Annotated in this window: 18 protein-coding genes; 3 read left to right on the forward strand and 15 right to left on the reverse strand. The window is 69.0% G+C overall.

All coding sequences use genetic code 11. The annotated features are described in order from the left end of the window. Positions 1–127: 127 nt before the first annotated feature. The gene (gene rpsT / locus AC5ZH6_RS16300; RefSeq protein ID WP_006370614.1) at positions 128–388 is read left to right on the forward strand and encodes a 30S ribosomal protein S20; all 261 of its coding nucleotides are present in this window, start codon (positions 128–130) and stop codon (positions 386–388) included. Between the two features lie 196 nt (positions 389–584). Here rpsT and holA read toward each other — a convergent pair whose 3' ends face one another. The 12 genes from holA to AC5ZH6_RS16360 form a co-directional block, all read right to left on the reverse strand. After that, positions 585–1,562: a DNA polymerase III subunit delta gene (gene holA, locus AC5ZH6_RS16305; protein ID WP_026920020.1), complete on the reverse strand. Its 978-nt coding sequence runs from the start codon at positions 1,560–1,562 to the stop codon at positions 585–587. Then, entirely contained in the window at positions 1,550–3,088 is a 1,539-nt protein-coding gene (locus AC5ZH6_RS16310) for a ComEC/Rec2 family competence protein (RefSeq protein WP_288337664.1), read from the reverse strand. Before AC5ZH6_RS16310 ends, holA begins: the two co-directional genes overlap by 13 nt. Continuing rightward, positions 3,089–4,297, reverse strand: coding sequence for a ComEA family DNA-binding protein (locus tag AC5ZH6_RS16315; RefSeq protein WP_288337663.1), 1,209 nt, complete (start codon positions 4,295–4,297; stop codon positions 3,089–3,091). A gap of 112 nt (positions 4,298–4,409) precedes the next feature. Then, positions 4,410–5,273, reverse strand: coding sequence for a DegV family protein (locus tag AC5ZH6_RS16320; protein WP_006370610.1), 864 nt, complete (start codon positions 5,271–5,273; stop codon positions 4,410–4,412). Positions 5,274–5,347: 74 nt separating this feature from the next. Next, positions 5,348–6,106, reverse strand: a complete 759-nt coding sequence (gene octT, locus AC5ZH6_RS16325) for a diglucosylglycerate octanoyltransferase (protein WP_211544471.1) — start codon at positions 6,104–6,106, stop codon at positions 5,348–5,350. 2 nt (positions 6,107–6,108) lie between these two features. Next, on the reverse strand, positions 6,109–6,822 hold the full coding sequence (locus tag AC5ZH6_RS16330; RefSeq protein WP_014360495.1) for a histidine phosphatase family protein: 714 nt from the start codon (positions 6,820–6,822) through the stop codon (positions 6,109–6,111). Beyond that, complete coding sequence (gene rsfS / locus AC5ZH6_RS16335; protein WP_006370607.1) at positions 6,819–7,190, reverse strand: ribosome silencing factor; 372 nt, start codon at positions 7,188–7,190, stop codon at positions 6,819–6,821. The genes AC5ZH6_RS16330 and rsfS overlap by 4 nt, the downstream gene beginning before the upstream one ends. Positions 7,191–7,251: 61 nt before the next feature. Next, positions 7,252–7,989, reverse strand: a complete 738-nt coding sequence (nadD, locus tag AC5ZH6_RS16340; RefSeq protein ID WP_006370606.1) for a nicotinate-nucleotide adenylyltransferase — start codon at positions 7,987–7,989, stop codon at positions 7,252–7,254. A 61-nt stretch (positions 7,990–8,050) separates the two neighbouring features. Then, positions 8,051–9,478, reverse strand: a complete 1,428-nt coding sequence (locus AC5ZH6_RS16345; RefSeq protein ID WP_288337661.1) for a vWA domain-containing protein — start codon at positions 9,476–9,478, stop codon at positions 8,051–8,053. Beyond that, on the reverse strand, positions 9,478–10,398 hold the full coding sequence (locus AC5ZH6_RS16350) for an AAA family ATPase (protein ID WP_014360498.1): 921 nt from the start codon (positions 10,396–10,398) through the stop codon (positions 9,478–9,480). Before AC5ZH6_RS16350 ends, AC5ZH6_RS16345 begins: the two co-directional genes overlap by 1 nt. Before the next feature lie 11 nt (positions 10,399–10,409). Then, positions 10,410–11,681: a glutamate-5-semialdehyde dehydrogenase gene (locus AC5ZH6_RS16355; RefSeq protein ID WP_288337660.1), complete on the reverse strand. Its 1,272-nt coding sequence runs from the start codon at positions 11,679–11,681 to the stop codon at positions 10,410–10,412. Positions 11,682–11,834: 153 nt separating this feature from the next. Continuing rightward, positions 11,835–13,430 carry a molybdopterin-dependent oxidoreductase gene (locus AC5ZH6_RS16360; protein WP_288438863.1) on the reverse strand — a complete coding sequence of 532 codons (1,596 nt, stop codon included), beginning with the start codon at positions 13,428–13,430 and terminating at the stop codon, positions 11,835–11,837. 247 nt (positions 13,431–13,677) lie between these two features. Between AC5ZH6_RS16360 and AC5ZH6_RS16365 the strand changes: the two genes are divergently transcribed. Next, positions 13,678–14,349 carry a fasciclin domain-containing protein gene (locus AC5ZH6_RS16365; protein WP_288337658.1) on the forward strand — a complete coding sequence of 224 codons (672 nt, stop codon included), beginning with the start codon at positions 13,678–13,680 and terminating at the stop codon, positions 14,347–14,349. A gap of 45 nt (positions 14,350–14,394) precedes the next feature. Here AC5ZH6_RS16365 and AC5ZH6_RS16370 read toward each other — a convergent pair whose 3' ends face one another. From AC5ZH6_RS16370 to AC5ZH6_RS16380, 3 genes are all read right to left on the reverse strand, one after another. Beyond that, entirely contained in the window at positions 14,395–15,060 is a 666-nt protein-coding gene (locus AC5ZH6_RS16370; protein ID WP_496167517.1) for an HNH endonuclease family protein, read from the reverse strand. A 64-nt stretch (positions 15,061–15,124) separates the two neighbouring features. Beyond that, positions 15,125–17,449 carry an ATP-dependent DNA helicase RecG gene (recG, locus tag AC5ZH6_RS16375; RefSeq protein WP_288337657.1) on the reverse strand — a complete coding sequence of 775 codons (2,325 nt, stop codon included), beginning with the start codon at positions 17,447–17,449 and terminating at the stop codon, positions 15,125–15,127. Positions 17,450–17,523: 74 nt separating this feature from the next. Next, on the reverse strand, positions 17,524–19,155 hold the full coding sequence (locus tag AC5ZH6_RS16380; RefSeq protein ID WP_026920017.1) for a DAK2 domain-containing protein: 1,632 nt from the start codon (positions 19,153–19,155) through the stop codon (positions 17,524–17,526). Positions 19,156–19,561: 406 nt separating this feature from the next. On the opposite strand from AC5ZH6_RS16380, the gene rpmB reads away from it, so the two are divergent. Continuing rightward, on the forward strand, positions 19,562–19,753 hold the full coding sequence (gene rpmB / locus AC5ZH6_RS16385) for a 50S ribosomal protein L28 (protein ID WP_006370596.1): 192 nt from the start codon (positions 19,562–19,564) through the stop codon (positions 19,751–19,753). The last annotated feature ends 57 nt before the right edge of the window (positions 19,754–19,810 follow it).

Here is a 19,810-nt window from a genome sequence, read left to right on the forward strand (position 1 = left end):
GTCTGGAGATCCGGCCCGAGCCCATCGATCACCGATCGGGGTTCGTCGGGTTCATCGCAACCCGACGAGACACGACCGAAAAGCACGAACACCAGACACACGAACTACACAGACGAGGTACATACGCGTGGCAAACATCAAGTCCCAGGTCAAGCGCAACCGCACCAACGAGATCCGTCGGCAGCGCAACCAGTCGGTCAAGTCGTCCCTGCGCACCGCGATCCGCGGTTTCCGTGAGGCCGTGGACGCCGGCGACAAGGACAAGGCCGGCGAGCTGCTGGTGACCACCAGCCGCAAGCTCGACAAGGCCGCCAGCAAGGGCGTCATCCACGCCAACCAGGCCGCCAACAAGAAGTCGGCGATGGCACTCGCCCTCAACAAGCTCTGAACCGTCAGCAAGCCCTGAACCGTCTGCAACCCTGACTGGTCAGCGCGATCTGATTCGCCGGCACGCCTTCCCGACTGCGAGCGCCTGAAACGGCTGCTGCGGCCCGGAGGGATTCGAGGCGTTTCTTCTCCTGCACTTCACCCCGGTGATCCCCACGCGGTCACCGGGGTGAAGTGCGTGGGTCGTCACCCATCCCCTACCCCGCGCGTCGGCGACCCGCGGGTCGCAGTCCCGCGACCCGGACCACCGCATCGGTCAACGCGAAATCCGCGTCCGCGGCCTGTCCCTTGACATCCCCGTTGAGTGCGGCGACGACCACCACCGCCGCGGCAATCGACTCCGAATCCCACGCCCGCCCCTGGGCCTGGGCGTTCTTCACCCGGCGCGGCGACATGCCCAATTCGGCTGCCGCGGAGGCATCGACGTTCCCGAGGGCACGCACACGCGCGATCGCATGCACCGCCTCGGCCAAGGCATCGGCCAGCAGCACCCGCGGGACACCGTGGTGCAACGCCCACGCCAGTGACTCGAGTGCACCCGCGCGGTCTCCGGCAACCGCCTTGTCGGCGACCTCGAAGCCACTCACCTCCGGGCGGCCCTGGTAGTACAGCCGCACCGACTCCTCGTCGACCTTGCCGCCGGTATCGGCGACGAGCTGGCTGCACGCGGCCGCCAGTTCACGCAACTGGGCGCCGACGGATTCGACGATCACCTCCACCACATCGTTGGAGACCCGCACTCCCAGGGTCCGGAACTCGTTGCGGACAAACGTCATACGCTCCGACGGCCACCGCGGCGCCACACACTCGTGCACCGTGGCGTCGGCCTTGCGAAGATCCGTGGCAAGCGACTTCGCGCGGCCTCCCCCCGTGTGGATCACCAGCAGGGTGATGCCCTCGGGCAGCGCCCGTGCCGTCTCGGAGATCAGCGCCGCCGGCTGCTTACCGGCATCGGCAGCCGACTCGACGACCACCACCCGCTCGTCGGCGAACAACGACGGGCTCAGCAATTCCGCGAGTTCCGGGCCGGTGACGTCACCGGCACGCACCCTGGTCACCGGGACGTCGGTCCCGGCTGCCGCCGACCGCTGCGCCACCACATCGTCGATGACACGGCCGGTGAGGAAGTCGTCGTCCCCGAGGAGCAGATGCAGACGTTCGGTCACGGGCCCCATCGTGCCAGACCCCGCCGACACCGCAGCACCGCGATCCGCACCGAGTCGGCGTCGATGTGGCGGACCGCCGCAGCGACGGCGACGATCACGGCCGAGCACATCAGCGACACCATCACCCCGGGCCAGCCCTCCGGTATCCCGATCACCGCCCACCGCCACGACCCGAGGCGATCGGCACACGTGATCATCCACCACACCTCCGGTGCCATGGCGCGGATCAGCAACTCCGACACCATCATCGGGATTCCGTCCACCCTTCCGAACGCCCCGATCAGCGCTGCCGCGGTGCCGACGATCCCGACGACGGCCACCACGGGCGCAACCGCCACGTTCGCCAGCACGGTGACCAGACTGAGGGTGCCGGACAGGTACGCGATCATCGGGGAGGTGGTCACCGCGGCGGCAACGGCCATCGCCGTCACCTCGGCGATCCCGGCGGGCACCCGGACCGCGCGCAGCGCATCCCGGATACCCGGGGCGACCATCACGAGGCCCGCCGTGGCAACGACCGACAGCACGAATCCCGGTTCTCGGGCCAGCTCCGGCCACCACAACACGCCCCCGATGACGGCCGCGCCGAGCGCGGGCAACGCCTGCGAACGCCGCGAACTCAGCAATGCCAGCAGGCCCACCCCACCCATCATCGCCGCGCGCAGCACGCTCGGTGACGGACGCACGAGGATGACGAAGCCGACGATCGTCAGGGCACCGGCGACGGCCACGACCTTCGGTGACGCGCCGGCCAACCGGAACGCGAAGATCACCGCGCCGCACACCACCGCGAAGTTGGCGCCGGAGACCGCGGTCAGATGGAGCAGACCGGCAGCCCGGAAGTCGTCGCGAACCTCCGACGACAGCGCGCTCTCGTCGCCGAGGACCAGACCCGGGAACAATCCCGACGCCTCCGGCGACAACGCCCGTACGGCGCTGCGCTGCAACCGTTCCCGGATGTGACCGGCGACCCGCTGGTGCGGCGGGGGCCGTCCCAGCAACGTCGGTGCCCCCGACTCCGTCACCCGCGCGACGACGAGTTCTCCCGGCGGCGGCGGACGTACGGTCACCAGGACCCGCACACGTTGCCCCGGAAGCACACCCGCCCATGACTGTGCCCGACCAACGAGTTCGGCCGCTGCCGTGGACACCGATCGCCGTGCGACGGCGTCGATCTCGACCCGGGCCCGCACCATCCCCGCCGCGGCGGGACCGAACGCCACCGGGTCCTCACGCAGCGTCAGCCACATCGTCGCCTTGCCGCGCATCTCGTGCACCGGATGACGGTCACGGATTTCCAGCCGCAACGCCATCGCCGTCGCACACGTGGCAGCGAGCACCGCACACACCACTGCCGGGCCGGCGATCTCCCACCGCAGGCGACGCGTCCGCCACATCAGCGCGACGACGACCGCGACCACCGTCGAGGACACCGCGATCATCACCGCCATGCGCACCGTGGCGCCGAGGCATACCGCCGTGATGATCCACACCACCACCGCCGGCGACAGCAGGCGCAGATCCTGATCACGCATTCACACCGTCACCAGGCCGCGCAGCTTGGCCAACCGGGACGGACCGATCCCGTCGACCTCGCCGAGCTGATCGACGGAGCTGAAAGTGCCGTTGCGCGTGCGGTAGTCGATGATCGCCTGCGCGGTGACCGGACCGACGCCGGGTAGCGCGTCGAGTTCGGACTCCGATGCGGTGTTCAGATTGACCAGACCGCCCGGATTCCCGGCGGCGGCGGCCGGGGCCGGCGAGCCCCCACCTGCCGAGGCCGACCCTCCGGGGGCACCGGTCCCCGACGGGACCGGGGTTCCGGCGGCGGATGCGCCGCCCGAGGCCACGACCGCGCTGCGCAATGCGAGCCTGCCCTCCTGCGCCGCGTAACCCACGAGGATCTGGTCACCGTCGCGAACGGGCTGCGCCAGGTTCAACGAGACCGTGTCGGCGCCCTCACGCGTGCCGCCGGCGGCGGCGAGTGCGTCGGCGATCCGGGCGTCGCTGTGGAGTCGGACCAGACCTGGCCGGTGCACCAGTCCGACGACACTGACCACCACCTGTGCATTGGCGGCAGGTGGCTGCCCCGCACCCGAGGCGGATGCGCGCGACGGTGCGGACGTGACATCCGAGGGGTTCGACGACGTGGCCGGCCCGCCCGGTGCGCCGAAGTCCACCGCGGGTGCCTCTCCGGAATCGCCGAACAGGCCGAATCCGGCGATCACACATGCCACGACGCCGACGAGAATGATGGCGATCGCGGCCGGCGGGGCGACGGCGAAGCGGCGGCGCGGCCGGTCGTCGAGTCCGTCCTCGACGTCGTCGTCGAGATGGGGGTCGTCGAGATGGGGGTCGTCGAGATGGGGGTCGTCGGGATGGGCACCTGGGTCATCGTCGGAGTGCGGGTCGCCGCCCACCCCAGGGTTGCCCACACGGGCGGAAGCGGTCCCGGCGGGCTTGGAGCGGACCGGGGCGGGATCGGTGGCGACCGGATCGAGCCAACCCGGCAGTGCCACCGCACCCCACCCGTCGTCGACCGCGGTCCGCATCGGCGACGGGTCGCCGCCGGGGTGTGCGTCGGAATTGCCCTGCGGCGCCGGATCATCGAGTTCGACGGGTGCGAGCGCACCGTCGGTGACGCGCTCGAGCCCGGAGAGTCGGTCGAGTGCCGAGCGGCGCCGGGAGCGGGCGTGAGAGTCCTCGGCGCCGGCCCGACGCGGTGTTCGTGAGGTGTCACTCATGGCGGCGAGCCTAAGGCGACGCACAGACCCGTGCGGCCGCCTGCGCCGTCGTCACCGGCGATCTGTGCAGTATCGCGGTTCTGTGGACTGCGGATCGGGAAATGCCGGCGGGTCAGTCGATCTGGTCGGCGCCCTCGATCGGATCCAGATGGGTGGTCACGGTCAGGCCGAGTGCGCCCGGTCCGATGTGACTGCCGAGGATGGGACCGAGATCGACGGTCAGCGCTGAGGTCACCACACGCAGCCGTTCGCGGACCGTGATGGCGAGATCGTGTGCGGCGTCCGGGATCTGGCAGTGCTGCACGCCCAGGGTCACCGCCCGGCCGTCGGCGAAGTCGACCGCGGTGTCGGTCATCTTCGCCACGGCCCGCGAGAACGTCCGTTGTCGCTCGCGCAGGGTCAGGATGCCGTCGTCGATGGCGAGGATGGGTTTGATCGACAACGCCGACCCGAGCAGTTTGCCCGCCGCACTGATGCGTCCGCTGTTGCGCAGGTTGTCCAGACTCTGCACGCAGATCAGCGATTCGGCGGTGGAGGCCTGCCGGATCGCCGATTCGTAGACCCGGTCGCGGTCGGCTCCGGCGGCCGCGGCCTGCGCTGCGGCGATCGCCGCGAAGCCCAGGCCCAGCCCCACCGAGCGGCTGTCGACGACCCGGATCAGGCCGGGATGATTCTCGGCGGCCAGTCGCGCCGCACCCCACGTCCCGGACAGTCGCCTCGACATCATCACCGCGACCACGCCGGCACCGTCGCTGGCCGCGACTGCGGTATCGAATGCCGCGGCGAGTTCCTGCGGATTGGCGCCCGAGGTCGTCACACCCGATCGGGTGATCAGATCGTCGGGGATGTCGTCGATGCCCTCGCGGTAATCGACACCGTCGAGGGCCAGGTGCAACGGGACCACCGAGATCCGATAGTGCTCGGCGATCGCCGGTGGGAGGCGGGCCGAGGAATCGGTGACGACGACGACAGGCACGGGTCTACGTTAGCCGTTGCATCCGGGTGTCCCACGCCGGTGCGGGTCACTCCGGGGTGGTGTCGGCCACGCGCTCAGTCGGTCAGGATCGGGTCGAGGACCCCGGCGACCGCATCGGCGATCTGCCGGTGACAGTCGAACCCCCAGTGAATCCCGTCCGGGTTCATCTCGGCGGCGGGGTCGTCGAAGTGCGCCCGGGTGATCGAGTAGAACTCGACGGTCGGCAGACCCGCCGATGACGCCCACCGTTGCATGGCCGCCGTCGTCGGGATGCGACCGGAATGGACGTTCCCGTAGTGGGGACTGCGGTGTGTCGGTGGCAAACACACCACGATCGGCAGATCGGGACGTAGCCGGGTGAGCGCGTCGGCCACCTTGTCCAGATGCTCGACGGTCACCTTCGGCGGGAGCGCCACCGGCCAGCCGAGGCGCGACGCGCGTGGTTGCCACCACTGATATCCGGTGCGCACCGCCTGCCGCAGCCGGGGCGGACGCAGGTACCGGATCTGTTCGCGCAGCGCCGTCGGCAGTGGCGACGGCAGGCTGTCCATCCCGCCGATCGCGAGGACGACCGCGCGCGCCGACGGGACCACCGACCAGATGTTGGGGTCCTGGGTCAGCGCCCACCACACGTCACGGCTGGTCCAGCCCACCCGGCCGAACAGCCGGGTCGGCAGGCCAACATGTGCGCCGAGAAGGTTCGGCCAGATCCGCGGATCGTCGGCGGGCAGTCCGCCGCCGGGACCGTAGTACGCGAGTGAATCCGACAGTACGAGCAGGCAACCGTCGGCACCCGCGGCCGGTATGGGATCGGGCCCCGTCGGATCGGGCACCCTCACTGGATTGCCGCGTCGGCCACCTCGGCCGAGGCGTTCCACACGTCCAGGCGCCATCGCGGATTCTCACCGGGAGCCGCATGCCCGGACAACTGCACCCAGCTGGTGTTGGCCAGGCCACCGAGAATCGGCCACCGCGCCACCGGCAGATCCAGCAGGGCGGCGGTCATCGCGGCGATGACCCCGCCGTGCGCGACCAACACCACCGGCGACTCCGGGGATGCGCCTGTCCCCCAGTCCTCCAGTGTGGCAACGAGTTCGGTGACGACCGGCACCGCCCGAGCGGCCACGTCGGTGCGGCTCTCGCCACCCGGCGGCGCCCAGGTGGCGTCGTCGCGCCAGATCACCCGGGCACCGGGTGCCTGCGCGTCGACCTCCAGATGGGTCAAGCCCTGCCACTGCCCCAGGTGTGTTTCGCGCAGCCGCTCATCGGTCTCGACCGACAGTCCGGTCGCCAGCGCCAACGCCTCCGCGGTGTCGCGGGCGCGACGCAGATCCGACGACCGAATCATCATGGGATTCTTGTCAGCCAGCGCTGCTGCAGCCGACTTCGCCTGTTGCACACCGAGTTCGGAGAGATCGGTATCGAGCTGTCCCTGCATCCGGCTGGTCGCGTTGTAACCGGTCTGTCCGTGCCGCAACAGGATCAACCGGCGCACGATCGGCGTGAGGCGTTCGACGGAGGTGTCGCCGCTGTCGGGACCGCCGCTCACTCGGACTCCTGATCGCTGGTGACGTCGACGGTCGGGCAGTCCTTCCACAAGCTCTCCAGCGCATAGAAGGCGCGCTCGTCGGCATGCTGGATGTGGATCACGATGTCGATGTAATCCAGGAGCGCCCAACGGCCTTCGCGAGTACCTTCTCGGCGCACCGGCTTGTATCCGGCCTCGCGCATCTTGTCCTCGACCTCGTCGGTGATCGCATTGACCTGACGCTCGTTGTCGGCGGATGCGATGACGAACAGGTCGGTGATCACCAATTGTTCGGAGACGTCGATGACGGCGACGTCGTGACCGAGTTTGTCCTCGGCCGCCAGCGCAGCCACCCGCGCCATCGCCAATGCCTCGGCTGATGCAGTCACACAAGTCCTTTCATTACGGCGGCCGCCCCGAGCGGGGCGTGATGTCGATCGGCGGGGTCGGTCACGGCGCCGACACCCGGGCGGAGTTGTTGCGCAGCGGTCGATAGAGCCGGCGCTTGGCGATGTACTGCACGACGCCGTCGGGAACGAGGTACCAGACCGGACGTCCCTGCGCGGCGCGCGCCCGGCATTCGGTCGAGGAGATCGCCAGGGCCGGGATCTCGAGCATCTGCAGTGTTTCCGGCGGCAGATCCTGCAGATGCTGGGCGAGGTGACTCGCATTGAGTTCGTAACCGGGCCGGCTGACGCCGATGAAGTTGGCCAGCTCGAACAGCTCTTCCCAGTTCTGCCAGGACAGGATCGATTCGAGCGCGTCGGCACCGGTGATGAAGAACAGTTCGGCGTCGGGCAGGATCGCGTGCAGATCACGCAACGTGTCGACGGTGTAGGTGTTTCCCTCGCGGTCGATGTCGACGCGGCTCACCGAGAAGCGCGGGTTGGATGCGGTCGCGATCACCGTCATCAAATAGCGGTCCTCGGCGGGTGAGACCTCTTTGCTGCGCTGGTCGTTCTTGCGGCGCTGATCGACACTGTGGAGCTCATCAACGCCGTCGGTCCCCGATCCTTCGTCCTCGCCGAGTTTCTGCCAGGGCCGGCCGGTGGGTACGAAGATGACCTCGTGTAGCGAGAACCGGTGTGCGACCTCACTGGCCGCCACCAGGTGACCGTTGTGGATCGGGTCGAACGTGCCACCCATCACGCCGATGCGGCGGCGCGCCTGCGGGCGGTCGGTGGACATGAAGGGTGAGTCTACGCGGTGGGACCCGGCGAGCCGGTCGCGACGGCGGGCGGGCGCATCGTCACACCGGTAGCAGGTCGGCGATGACGGTGGCGAGCTGACGGGCGTTGCGGCACTCGAACATGTCGATGACCTCCGCGTAGTCGTCGGCGGCGGAGTCACCGGTACCCCATTCGGCGCCGGCCTCGGGGTTGAGCCAGTAGGCGTGGCGCGCGCGTTCGACGAGTTGGGCGAGCAGTTCGGTGCGGGGGAAGCCGAAGTTGGTCCGGGCGTCGCCGAGGATCAGCAGGGCGCCGCGGTGGGTGAGCGTCTCGGCGTACTCGTCGACGAAGCCGCGCAACATGTTGCCGTAGTCGGAGTGCCCGTCGCGGGTGATGAGCCGGGCGGTCGAGATCATCCGGCGCATCGCCGCCCGGGCGTCACCGCCGAAGCCGGCGTCGGCGTCGTTGCGCGGGTCGAACAGATCGGTCACCTCGTCGACGGTGTCGATGAACGCGAACACCCGGACCTTCGAGAACTGCTGGCGCAGTGCGTAGACGAGGTTGAGGGTGAATTGGGAGAACCCGGCGACCGAGCCGGAGACGTCACAGATGACGATCAGTTCGGGCCGTCCGGGTCGGGGTTTGCGATGGCGGAGTTCGATGGGCACCCCGCCGGTCGACATCGATGCGCGCAGGGTGGTCCGCACGTCGACCGGCCCGCGGTGGGCGCGTCGGCGGCGGATCTCCAACCGCGAGGCCAACAATCGAGCCAGCGGGTCGATGGTGCGGCGCAGTTCGGCCTGTTCCCTGGCGCCCGCGGTGAGGAAGTTGATGTTCTCCGGCAGGTTGGGCACCGCGTACTCGCCGACGCGTTCGCGTCCGTTGCGCGCCGACATCCGGCGTTGGGTTTCGCGTTCGATCGCCGCACGGACCGCTGCGGCCCGATCACCGGCGGCGCGGCGGAACATCGGTTCGGTACCCAGATCGAGCTCCGACGGCGACCCGCCGGCCATCGCCGCCGCGATCCGGGCGATCAGGGTCTGCGGGTCGATCGAGGACAGCGCCTGATATGCCGAATACGCCTCGCCGCGGGCGGATTCGTACCGCCCGAGCATTTCGACGATCTCGGCGACCATCGCGTCGAGACGGCCGTCGGCCTCCGAGTCGGGGTCGGCGAGCAGGGCGGCCAGTGCGTCGCGGGTGGCGGCGATGTCCACCTCACCGTCGGCGGTGCGCGGCAGTTCCTCGGTGCTGGTGCGCGCTCCGGGTGCGGCCGGGAACCACAGGTCGAAGAGCCGATCGAAGGCGGGCCGGTGCAGGTGGTCGGCGAGCAGTGTCGCCGCGAGTCCCTCCCGCAGACTGCTGCGGTCGAGCAGGTCGAGGACCTCGACGGCACGTGCGGCGTCGATCAGGTTCGACGGCCCGACCACCACTCCGCGTCGGCGCAACTCGTCGACGAAGTCGGTGAGGTGTGCGACGAGCGGCGCGGTTTCCGGCACGGCCGACATCAGCCGAGTTTGAGTTCTTTGATGGCTGTGGTGAGATCCGGCCGGTGTTTGAGCACGACACCGAGGGTGCGCGCGATCAGTCCGTTGTCGAGCCCACGTCCCGACGACCCGGAGGTGGGTTCCCCGGCGCCGAGGGCGAGCAGGGTGTTCGCCCAATCGATGGTCTCGGCCACCGACGGCTTCTTGCGGATGTCGAGGGTGCGCAGGACGCCGACCACCCGGACGAGTTCGGCGGCCAGCGACTCGGTGAGCGCGGGCACCCGGGAGGCGAGGATGTCCTTCTCCCGCTTGGCGTCCGGGAAATCGATGTACAGGTAGAGGCACCGCCGCTTGAGCGCCTCGGACAGTTCGCGGGTGGCGTTGGAGGTCAACAGCACGATCGGGCGACGGGCGGCGACGACGGTGCCCATCTCGGGGATGGTGACGGCGAAGTCGCTGAGCACCTCCAGCAGCAGACCCTCCATGTCGACGTCGGCCTTGTCGATCTCGTCGATGAGCAGCACCGTGGCACCGGGCCGCGAGATCGCGGTCAACAGCGGCCGCGGCAGCAGGAACTCCTCGGAGAAGATGTCGGTCTTGGCCTCCGCCCAGTCCCGGGTTCCGGTCGCCTGGATGTGCAGGATCTGCTTGGCGTGGTTCCACTCGTAGAGCGCCCGCGCCTCGTCGATGCCTTCGTAGCACTGCAGCCGCACGAGTTCGGCGTCGGTGGCGGCGGCGATGGCCCGGGCCAGCTCGGTCTTGCCGACCCCGGCGGGACCCTCGACGAGAAGCGGTTTGCCGAGCCGGTCGGCCAGGAAGGTGGCGGTCGCGGTGGCGTCGTCGGGGAGATAGCCGGTGCCGCGCAGACGGGCGGCCACGTCGGGAACATCGGTGAAGGACGGGTGCACCGTCGAGTTGGTGTCGGTGGGTGTTGTGCTCACAGGGACTCCTCTCACGCCTGGCGGATGTGGCCGTCGCCCCAGACGACCCACTTGGTGGAGGTCAGTTCGGGCAGACCCATCGGACCGCGCGCGTGCAGTTTCTGCGTCGAGATGCCGATCTCGGCACCGAATCCGAACTGCTCACCGTCGGTGAATGCGGTGGAGGCGTTGACCATCACCGCGGCGGCGTCGACCCGGTCGGTGAACTCCTGGGCCGCGGCCAGATCGGTGGTGATGATGGCCTCGGTGTGTCCGGTGCCGTAGGTGTCGATGTGGGCGACGGCGGCGTCGAGATCGTCGACGATCTTCATCGCGATGTCGAGTGAGAGGTACTCGTCGGCCCAGTCGGCGTCACTGGCAGGTTCCATGTCGGCCTCGTCGCCGTGGATGACGACTCCCTGCGACCGGAGGGCCTGGCTGATCTTGGGCATCGCCTCGGCGGCGATCGCCTTGTCGATGAGCACCGTCTCGGCGGCGTTGCACACGCTGGGCCGCCGCGTCTTGGCGTTGAGGACGATGCGGGTGGCGACGTCGACGTCGGCGAGCGCGTGCACGTAGACATGGCAGTTGCCGGTGCCGGTCTCGATGGTCGGCACGGTGGCGTTGGCGACGACGGCGTTGATCAGCCCGGCTCCGCCGCGCGGGATGACCACGTCGACCAGTCCCCGCGCCCGGATGAGGGCCGTCACGCTGGCCCGGTCCTCACTGGGCAGCAATGCGACCGCATCCGCGGTGACGCCGTTGGCGCGCAGGTTGTCCCGCAGGACCCGTACCAGTTCGGCGTTCGACGCCGCCGCCGACGACGAGCCGCGCAACAGCACGGCGTTGCCGGATTTGAAGGCGATTCCGAAGGCATCGACGGTGACGTTGGGCCGCGCCTCGTAGACGATGCCGACCACCCCGAGCGGGACACGTTCCTGACGCAGTCGCAGTCCATTGGGCAGTGTCTTGCCCGCGACGATCTCCCCGATCGGATCGGGCAGTGCGGCGACCTGCCGCAGACCTGCGGCGATTCCGGCCACCCGCTCGGGTGTCAGCCTCAGCCGGTCGAGCAGGCTGCCCTCGATCCCCGATTCCTCGGCGCGGGCGAGATCCTCGGCGTTGGCGGCGATGATCGACTCGGTCGCGGCCTCGATCTGCTCGGCGGCTGCGATGAGCACCTCGTTCTTGGCGGCGGTGGTCAACCGGCCCAGAGCGCGGGATGCGCTCTTGGCGGCCGTGGCCAGATCGGTGACGGTCTGCTCGACACCGCTGTCGGTGGGGCTGACGGCGGGTGCGCTCATGGATTCTCCCGGTGCTGTGCGGCGGTGCGTGTTCGGTGATGTCTCCTGGTCGGCACGCCTCCTGGTGGGCTATGACGACCAGCAGAGGCCGACCACCAGAGTACGTGCGGCCACCGACGGCTCCCCACGTCGGGCCCACCCGCCGACGATGCCTCAGCGCTGCACGGTCATCACCCGGCTGTGCCAGCCCGTCGCGCCGTCGGGAATGGGTGGCACGCGTGTGTCGGGCTGGGTGGCACCGGTGGCGTCGGTGGCCCGGCAGTAGAGCGTGTGCTGGCCCGGTTGCGCGTCCCAGGTCCAGGTCCATTGCCGCCAGGTGTCAATGGAGTACTCCGGTGCGAGTGTCGCCTCCTGCCACGGCCCGTCGTCGACACGGACCTGCACCGAACGCACGCCGCGGTGTTGGGCCCAGGCGGTTCCCGCGACCACCACCGGCCCCACCGGCAGCGAGGCGAAGGGCGCGGGCCGATCGATGCGCGACGCCGTCTTGATCGGCGCCTTCTCGCCCCAACCACGCTTGGTCCAATACGACTGCGCTCGGTCGAATCGCGTGATCTCCCAGTCGATCACCCATTTGCAGGCCGAGACGAAGCCGTACAGTCCGGGGATCACCTGGCGTACCGGGTAGCCGTGCTCGAGCGGTAGGGGCGCCCCGTTCATCCCGATCACCAGCATCGCGTCGCGGCCATCGGTGATCGCCGACAACGGCGTACCCGAGGTCCACCCGTCGACGCTCGTCGACAACAACATGTCCGCGTCGGCCTCGGCACCGACCCGGGCGAGGATCTCGGCCATCGGGTAGCCGAGCCATCGGGCGTTGCCCGCGAGGTCGCCGCCCACCTCGTTGGACACGCATGTCAGCGTCACCACGCGTTCCCGCGCGGGCATCGCCATCAGATCCTCCCAGTCGAGGGTGAGTTCACGGGCCACCATGCCGTGGATGCGCAATCGCCACTGCCGGGTGGTGAGTTGCGGAACCGCTAGTGCGGTGTCGATTCGGTAGAAGTCGGCCGCGGACGTCAGGAACGGGGTGGCACCGGGGACTTGTAGGTTCATCGAGGCAGCGATGGGCGGTGCGGCCTCACGAACCGCGGGCAGACGAAGTCCCATGCGTTCGGCGACGGCGCCCCCGGTCGCGGCGATCCGGCGGGCGGCATAGCCGGATACCGCGATCAGGACGGCGACCCCACCGGAGACCGCGACGAAGCGACGGCGCGACCACCCGACGGTGGCGACAGGTCGGGCGTCGTCGGGGTCCGGGTGTTCGGGTCCGGGCTGCCCAGGTTCGGTGTGCTCGGGCTGGCCACGGGTACCGATGGCACGCCGACACAGGACGACGAGCACGACAATGCCGATCACGCCTGCGCACAGCGACGGCACCGCGTAGAGCGCGGTGCCGGTCGGTCGGGTCACCGCACAGACGGCACCCACGACACCGAAGGCGCCGATCACCGCCGCACCCATCGGGGGTCCGATGACCTGCAGGACTCCGGCGATCGCAGCGAGGACGACGACGGCCACCGAGATTCCGCTCAGCAACGCGGTCTTGTCGGAGGTGCCGAAGGTGGTGATGGCCCACTCACGGATCGCCGACGGCGTGTGGTCGATCAGTTGCGCACCGACCACGCCCACCGGCGATGCGGGCGCGACGGCCAGGGCCGCGATGAGTTCTCCGGCGACGAGACCCACCCCCACCGACAGCACCCCCACCGTCATCGCCCGTAGGTATCGTCCTGCGGTTCGATGCATTGATCGACCTCTCGCCGTGGTGACATGCCGACCGGTCAGCCGGCTGCCTCGTCAAGGGTTCGCACGGTGTCACCCAGCGGATGGGTCCGTGCCTCAACGGATCTCCAACGCCTCCGCGCCGCACGCACCGCGGGACGCACCGGAAAGTTTTCTCGGCGCGCGACCCATCCGTGGCGCCGGGGGAAGCGAATGACTGTGTGAGCACGCCCACTCGGGCAGGCTCATTCCGTCCACAGTGAGGAAGAACATGCGAACCACCGCAGCAACCCGAATCACCCTGGCCGCATCGGGTTTCGTACTCGCAGCCGGCCTGGTGACCGGATGTTCCAGTAGTGACGACTCCGGCTCGTCGACGTCGACCGCGACGAGCAACATGTCCGGGATGAGCGGCATGACCAGCATGAGCGAAAGCGCCGCCCCGGCGGCGGATCTCGTCGGAAGCGGTTGCGCCGCATACGCACAGGCCAACCCCAGTGGTCCGGCCTCGGTGAACGGGATGGCCATGGCACCGGTGGCTACCGCAGCGGCAGCCAACCCCGAACTCAAGACACTGACGCAGGCCATCTCCGGCAAGCTCAATCCACAGGTCAACCTGGTGGACACGCTGAACAACGGGCAGTACACCGTCTTCGCGCCGACCGACGCCGCCTTCGCCAAGCTCCCCGCCGCGACCGTCGATCAGCTCAAGACCGACTCGGCGATGCTGACCAAGATCCTCACCTATCACGTTGTGTCCGGCCAGATTCCGCCCGCCGACATCGACGGCCAGCACAAGTCGCTGGAAGGTGGCACGGTGACGGTCACCGGGTCCGGCAACGACATCAAGGTCAACGACAACACCTCGGTCGTCTGCGGTGGCATCAAGACCGCCAATGCGACGGTTTACCTTGTCGATTCGGTGCTGATGCCCCCGAGCTGACGCCGCTTCGGCATCGAAACCACTGACTCCCAACAGGATCGGTCCTCAACAGGAATCGAGTACGTCGGTGAGCACCTGCCGGCTGGACGCATCGACGGCCAGCCGGTAGGTGTCGGCGACCGCGACGAACTGAATTGAATACCGGCAGTGGAACGCACGCAGCGGCGGCATCCACACGGCCGGCTCTCCGTCACTCTTGGCCTGATTCGATGCGGCATCGACCGCAACCAGATTGGCGGGGTCATTGGCGAACTCGACGCGACGCTGCGCCGGCCACGACCATGCACCCAGATCCCACGACAGTGACAGCGGCACAATGTGATCGATCTGCACGCCGATCGCGGACCGGTCCCGGCGAAAGACGACGGTCGCACCGGTGTACGGGCTACGGAACTCGCCGGTCAGCACGGCCGTCGGGCAACTGCGTACCGACCCGACGGTGACATCCGACAGATCACGCATCAGGATGTCATTTCGGGTGTCGCAACCGTTGTGTCCGCCGGTGACCGAGACCGCGTCGGTCCATGCCACACCGAACGCCGACCGTTGATAGTCGTCACGATCGGGTCGGTGGGGTACCACAGTCATCCGGCTCAGCGACTGCAGCGCGCGGCGGGCATCGGCGTGCAGGGCCGCATCGGGCGCCGGTCCGTCGAGATGGACGGTCACCGCGACGGTCACTGCCGTGGCCACCACCGCCAGAAGCAGCACCCACCGCCGCCGCGGCCAGGTGATCCCAGCGGGCGCGACGAGCCGACCGAGACCGGCTCGGCCGCTACGACTTCTCCAGGTATGCGATCTTGTCCGGTACCAGGATCGCGTCCACCAGAGCACCCATCGTAGGGTGGTCGGCCAGTGTCCGGTCCGCAGCGACGATGTCCTGCGCGAGATCCCGCGCGTCGGCGATGATCTCGGCGTCGTCGAGCAGCGACAGGAAGTGCAGTGACGTCTTGCCGCCGGACTGCAGCGAACCGAGGACATCACCCTCCCTTCGCTGTTGGAGATCGATCTGGGCGAGCTCGAATCCATCATTGGACGCAGCGACCGCCTCGAGTCGTTCCATCGACTTCGAACCCGGTGACACCCTGGTCATCAACAGACACAAGCCGGGTAGTCCGCCGCGGCCCACACGTCCGCGCAACTGATGGAGCTGACTGACGCCGAACCGGTCGGCGTCGACGATCACCATCGTCGTCGCATTCTTCACGTCGACACCGACCTCGATGACCGTCGTCGACACCAGGATGTCGATCTCGCCGCGGCCGAACGCATCCATCGTCTCGGCCTTCTCGTCGGCCGGCATGCGCCCGTGCAACATCGCGATCCGGTGTTTGCCGAGCGGTCCCGCGAGCAGTTCGTGGAACTGGTCGATCACCGCGACGGTTTCCTCCTCGGGCCCGTCACCATCGGCGTCGGCACCTCGTGCGGGCGTGCGGCCCTTGCGCGCTGTCGCTTTTTTCGGCGCTGCCTTCTTCGGCGCCGGCGAGTCGGGATCGTCCCCGATGCGTGAGCACACCACGTAGACCTGACGGTGCGCGGCAACCTCCTCGTCGACGCGCTCCCAGGCCCGATCGACCCACCGTTGCTTACCCATGGGCACGACGTTGGTGGTGATCGGCTGGCGACCGGCGGGCAGTTCGGTCAGCACCGAGGTGTCGAGATCACCGAATGCGGTCATCGCAACGGTGCGCGGGATCGGCGTTGCCGTCATGACCAACACGTGCGGTGCGATGCCGTCGCGGCCACGTCCGCGGAGGGTGTCGCGCTGCTCGACACCGAACCGGTGTTGCTCGTCGACGACGAACATGCCCAGATCGAAGAAGCTGACGTTCTCCTCGAGCAGGGCATGGGTGCCGATCACGATGCCGGCCTGCCCGGTGACGACGTCGAGGAGAGTCTCGCGTTTGTCCTTGGTCTTCATCGATCCGGTCACCAGGGCGAGCTGGGTTGCACCGTCGGCGGCGCCGAGCCGGCCGGCCGAGGCCAGGTCACCCAGCATCGTCGAGATCGTTCGATAGTGCTGCGCGGCAAGCACTTCGGTGGGCGCCAGCAGTGCGCACTGGTGGCCGTTGTCGACGATGCGCAGCATCGCGAGCAACGCCACCAATGTCTTGCCCGAGCCGACTTCGCCCTGCAGGAGCCGGCTCATCGGCTCGTCGCGACCGAGGTCGGTACCGATCTCCTCGGCGACGGCCTGCTGTCCGGTCGTCAGAGTGAACGGCAGCCGGGCGAGCAGTTGGTCTTCGAGGCCGCCCGGTACGTGCGGGCAGACCGGTGCGGTGTCGGTGCGCCCGGCGAGTCGCCGCTGCGCGAGGACCAGCTGGATCGCCAGTGCCTCATCGAATTTCATACGTTCACGCGCGGGACCGATCTCACCGTCGGACTCCGGGAGGTGGACCGAGCGGACCGCGTTGTCGATGCGGATGAGGGACCGTTCCCGACGCTGCGCGTCGTCGAGGGCATCGGGCAGGGGCCCGACGAGGTCGAGGACACGACGCGCGGCGCTCCAGATCTCCCACGACTGGCAGGTACTCGTCGCCGGATACATCGGGATGATCGACCGATCGAAGAGTGCGAGCAGCGGATTGGGTGCCGAGGGATCGGATTCGCTTGCGGCGCGCTCGATCTCGTACATCTCCATCATCATCGGGCTGCCGACGACCTTCTCCAGGTCCTCACCGGTTTCGGGCAGCACCAGCCACTGCGGATGGGTCAGCTGCGGCTGACTCCGGAAGAACTTCACCGTGCCGGCCAGCATCACTTTCCGCCCGGTGGTGAGCACGCGCGCGACGCTGTAGGGATTGAAGAAACTCACCTCGAAGGTTCGTTTCTCGTCCATGACCGACAGCCGGAGGATCTTTCCCGGGCGCGACTTCATGGACGTCATGTTCGCCTTGGTGACCCGCCCGACGATGGTGACCCATTCGCCCTCCTCGAGTTCCTCCGACGCCGATGGCTGGCCACGCCGCACGTAGCGGCGCGGCGGATACCGGAGCAGTTCGCCGACGGTCGAGATCCCGATGCTCGCCAGACCCGCGGCCGTCTTCGGGCCGAGGACACCGGCCAATTCGCCGGACAGCGTGACCGTCCCGGGGGTCATCGACGGAACCGCGACGGCGTCGTCCGCCGCCGGGGTACGTCCGGGCCGACCGGACGAGGTGCGCCTTGCCGCCACTACTCGATCCCGACCTGGATCAGGTCGTCGCCCTGACCGGTGGCGTACACGCTCAACTCGATGCCCGCATAGTTGCGGCGCACGTGCTCGGCCAGCGAGTCCAGCGCGGCATCGTCGACCTCGGAACCGGCGAGCACCGTTACCATCTCGCCACCGGTGGCCAACATGAGGTCGAGAAGTGCGGTCGCGGCCTCGGTCTGATCCGGGGCGATCACCAACACGTCCGAACCGATGAGGCCGAGGATGTCGCCGACCTCGCAGGTGCCGGCCAGGGTCATCATGCGGCCCTCGGCGCGGCGCAGGGATCCCCATCGGGCGCCGGCGGCCGCCTCGGCCATCGCGTAGGCGTCAGCGTCGGCGGACTCCCCCGGGTCGTGTACGGCCAGCGCGGCCAGGCACTGGGCCATCGACAGGGTCGGCAACGACACCACCGACCGCTGCTGTGATCGGACGTCGGCGGCGACGGACACGAGATCCTGGCTGGTCATCGCGCCGTTGGCCATGACGATGACGTGCGCGGCGTCGGTGTCGCGGATCGCCTGCGCCAGCGCGTCGGTGCTCACCCCGTCGTCGGCGCGCACCACCGCGGCGCCCGCGTCGGCGAACAGGGCGGCGGCTCCCTGCCCCTTGACCACGGCGACGATGGCCCGCTTGTATCGGGGCGGCGGTTCGGCCGAGTCGACCTGCGACCGGATGGCGTCGAGGGCGAAACAGCTGATCCGGATGTCCGACATCTGCCCTGCGGCCAGCCCTGCCTGTACCGCCTTGCCCGGTTCGCATGTGTGGACGTGCACCGAGAACCGCTCGCCGTCGCCGCTGGAGCTGTCGCCGACGATGACGACGGCGTCGCCGATCCGGTCGAGATCGTCGCGCAGGGCACCGATGTGTTCGCCCGCGGCGCCGTCGAGCAGGTACATCACCTCGAAATCCATCTCCGAGGACCCCGAGCACGTCGCATCGTCGGGATGGCCCGGTCGTCCGCCGCCCATCAGCGAACCCCGGTAGCGCCGACGCCGCGCCGATACCCCGGTGATCACCGCGACCAGCGAATCGAGCAACACCAGGAAGCCGCGCGCACCTGCATCGACCACACCGGCAGAGGCGAGCTCGGGCAGTTGATCGGTGGTCCGGTCGAGGGCTTCGGCGGCGCGGTCGGCCACGGCACGCACCAGATCGCCCGGCAGGTCGTCGGCATGGGCGGCCGCGGTCGTCGCCGCCACGGAGATGACGGTCAGGACCGTGCCCTCGCGCGGCTCACTGACCGCGCGGCGGGCGGCGAGCCCGGCCAGACGCAGACCTGCGCTCGCGAGATAGGACAGCGACAACTCCCCGGGGGCCGCGACCTCGACGGCGTCGGCCACCCCGACGAGAACCTGCGAGAGGATGATCCCGGAATTGCCCCGCGCGGCGGCCACCGCGGCGTCGGCGAGTGTGCGGGCCACCGCGGCGATGTCGGCATCGTGGGGCAGTGCCGCGGCGGCATCGGCGGCGGCGCGCATCGTGTAGGCCATGTTGCTGCCGGTGTCGGAATCGGGGATCGGGAACACGTTGAGGTCGTTGATCTCTCCGCGCGCCGCCTCGAGCCCGTCGGCGCTCGCCGCAGCCCAGTCACGCAGCAGCGCCGGGCTCATCGTCTGTGTCGTACCCCCGTGTGTCGTACCCCCGTCGCTGCCCACACCATCGGTCATGCCACCGTCGAATGCCGCCACGACCACCTCCCACCGACAACGCGCGTCCTCGACCCGCGAGAGCACCGAATCACCGCAGCTGCCGGCGTCGCCGACAACTGTGGTCGAGGTTACTCGCGAGGACCGACAGTGTCGGATCGGACTCCGCAGGGCTGGGGACTTCCCCGGATCGCCGACATGGGGCCCGGCACGGATTTGGTCGGCGGCCGCCGGGCCCGCTATCCTTGCACGGTTGCCTTGCCGCCAACGTGGCTCCGGTATACGGCGCGCGCTGTCGTCGCGCCCGTTCGGAGCTTGTGACGGCGGGCTGACCGAGAACCACACACCACTCACCCCCGAGGAGTTCGTTATGGCTGCCGTCTGTGACGTCTGCGGCAAGGGTCCGGGCTTCGGCAAGTCCGTTTCGCACTCGCACCGCCGCACCAACCGCCGGTGGAATCCGAATATTCAGTCGGTCCGCGTCGAGGTCGCCCCGGGTAACCGGAAGCGCAAGAACGTCTGCACCTCCTGCCTGAAGGCCGGCAAGACCTCCCTGGTCTGACCGACCCTCGGGTCGTACGACCTGCGACCGTCGGCGATTAGACCCGACCCACCGAGC

Source organism: Gordonia sp. YC-XJ4, from assembly GCF_059511865.1.

Coding starts and splice junctions, on each gene's coding strand:
- nadD (WP_006370606.1), bottom strand. CDS start 7,989: ATGTCCACCGACCGCCCGCAGGCGCGCCGCCGCATCGGCGTGATGGGT.
- AC5ZH6_RS16365 (WP_288337658.1), top strand. CDS start 13,678: ATGCGAACCACCGCAGCAACCCGAATCACCCTGGCCGCATCGGGTTTC.
- AC5ZH6_RS16345 (WP_288337661.1), bottom strand. CDS start 9,478: ATGTCGGCCGTGCCGGAAACCGCGCCGCTCGTCGCACACCTCACCGAC.
- recG (WP_288337657.1), bottom strand. CDS start 17,449: ATGACCCCCGGGACGGTCACGCTGTCCGGCGAATTGGCCGGTGTCCTC.
- AC5ZH6_RS16355 (WP_288337660.1), bottom strand. CDS start 11,681: ATGAGCGCACCCGCCGTCAGCCCCACCGACAGCGGTGTCGAGCAGACC.
- AC5ZH6_RS16380 (WP_026920017.1), bottom strand. CDS start 19,155: ATGAGCCCGGCGCTGCTGCGTGACTGGGCTGCGGCGAGCGCCGACGGG.
- holA (WP_026920020.1), bottom strand. CDS start 1,562: ATGGGGCCCGTGACCGAACGTCTGCATCTGCTCCTCGGGGACGACGAC.
- rpmB (WP_006370596.1), top strand. CDS start 19,562: ATGGCTGCCGTCTGTGACGTCTGCGGCAAGGGTCCGGGCTTCGGCAAG.
- AC5ZH6_RS16360 (WP_288438863.1), bottom strand. CDS start 13,430: ATGCATCGAACCGCAGGACGATACCTACGGGCGATGACGGTGGGGGTG.
- AC5ZH6_RS16310 (WP_288337664.1), bottom strand. CDS start 3,088: ATGCGTGATCAGGATCTGCGCCTGCTGTCGCCGGCGGTGGTGGTGTGG.
- AC5ZH6_RS16315 (WP_288337663.1), bottom strand. CDS start 4,297: ATGAGTGACACCTCACGAACACCGCGTCGGGCCGGCGCCGAGGACTCT.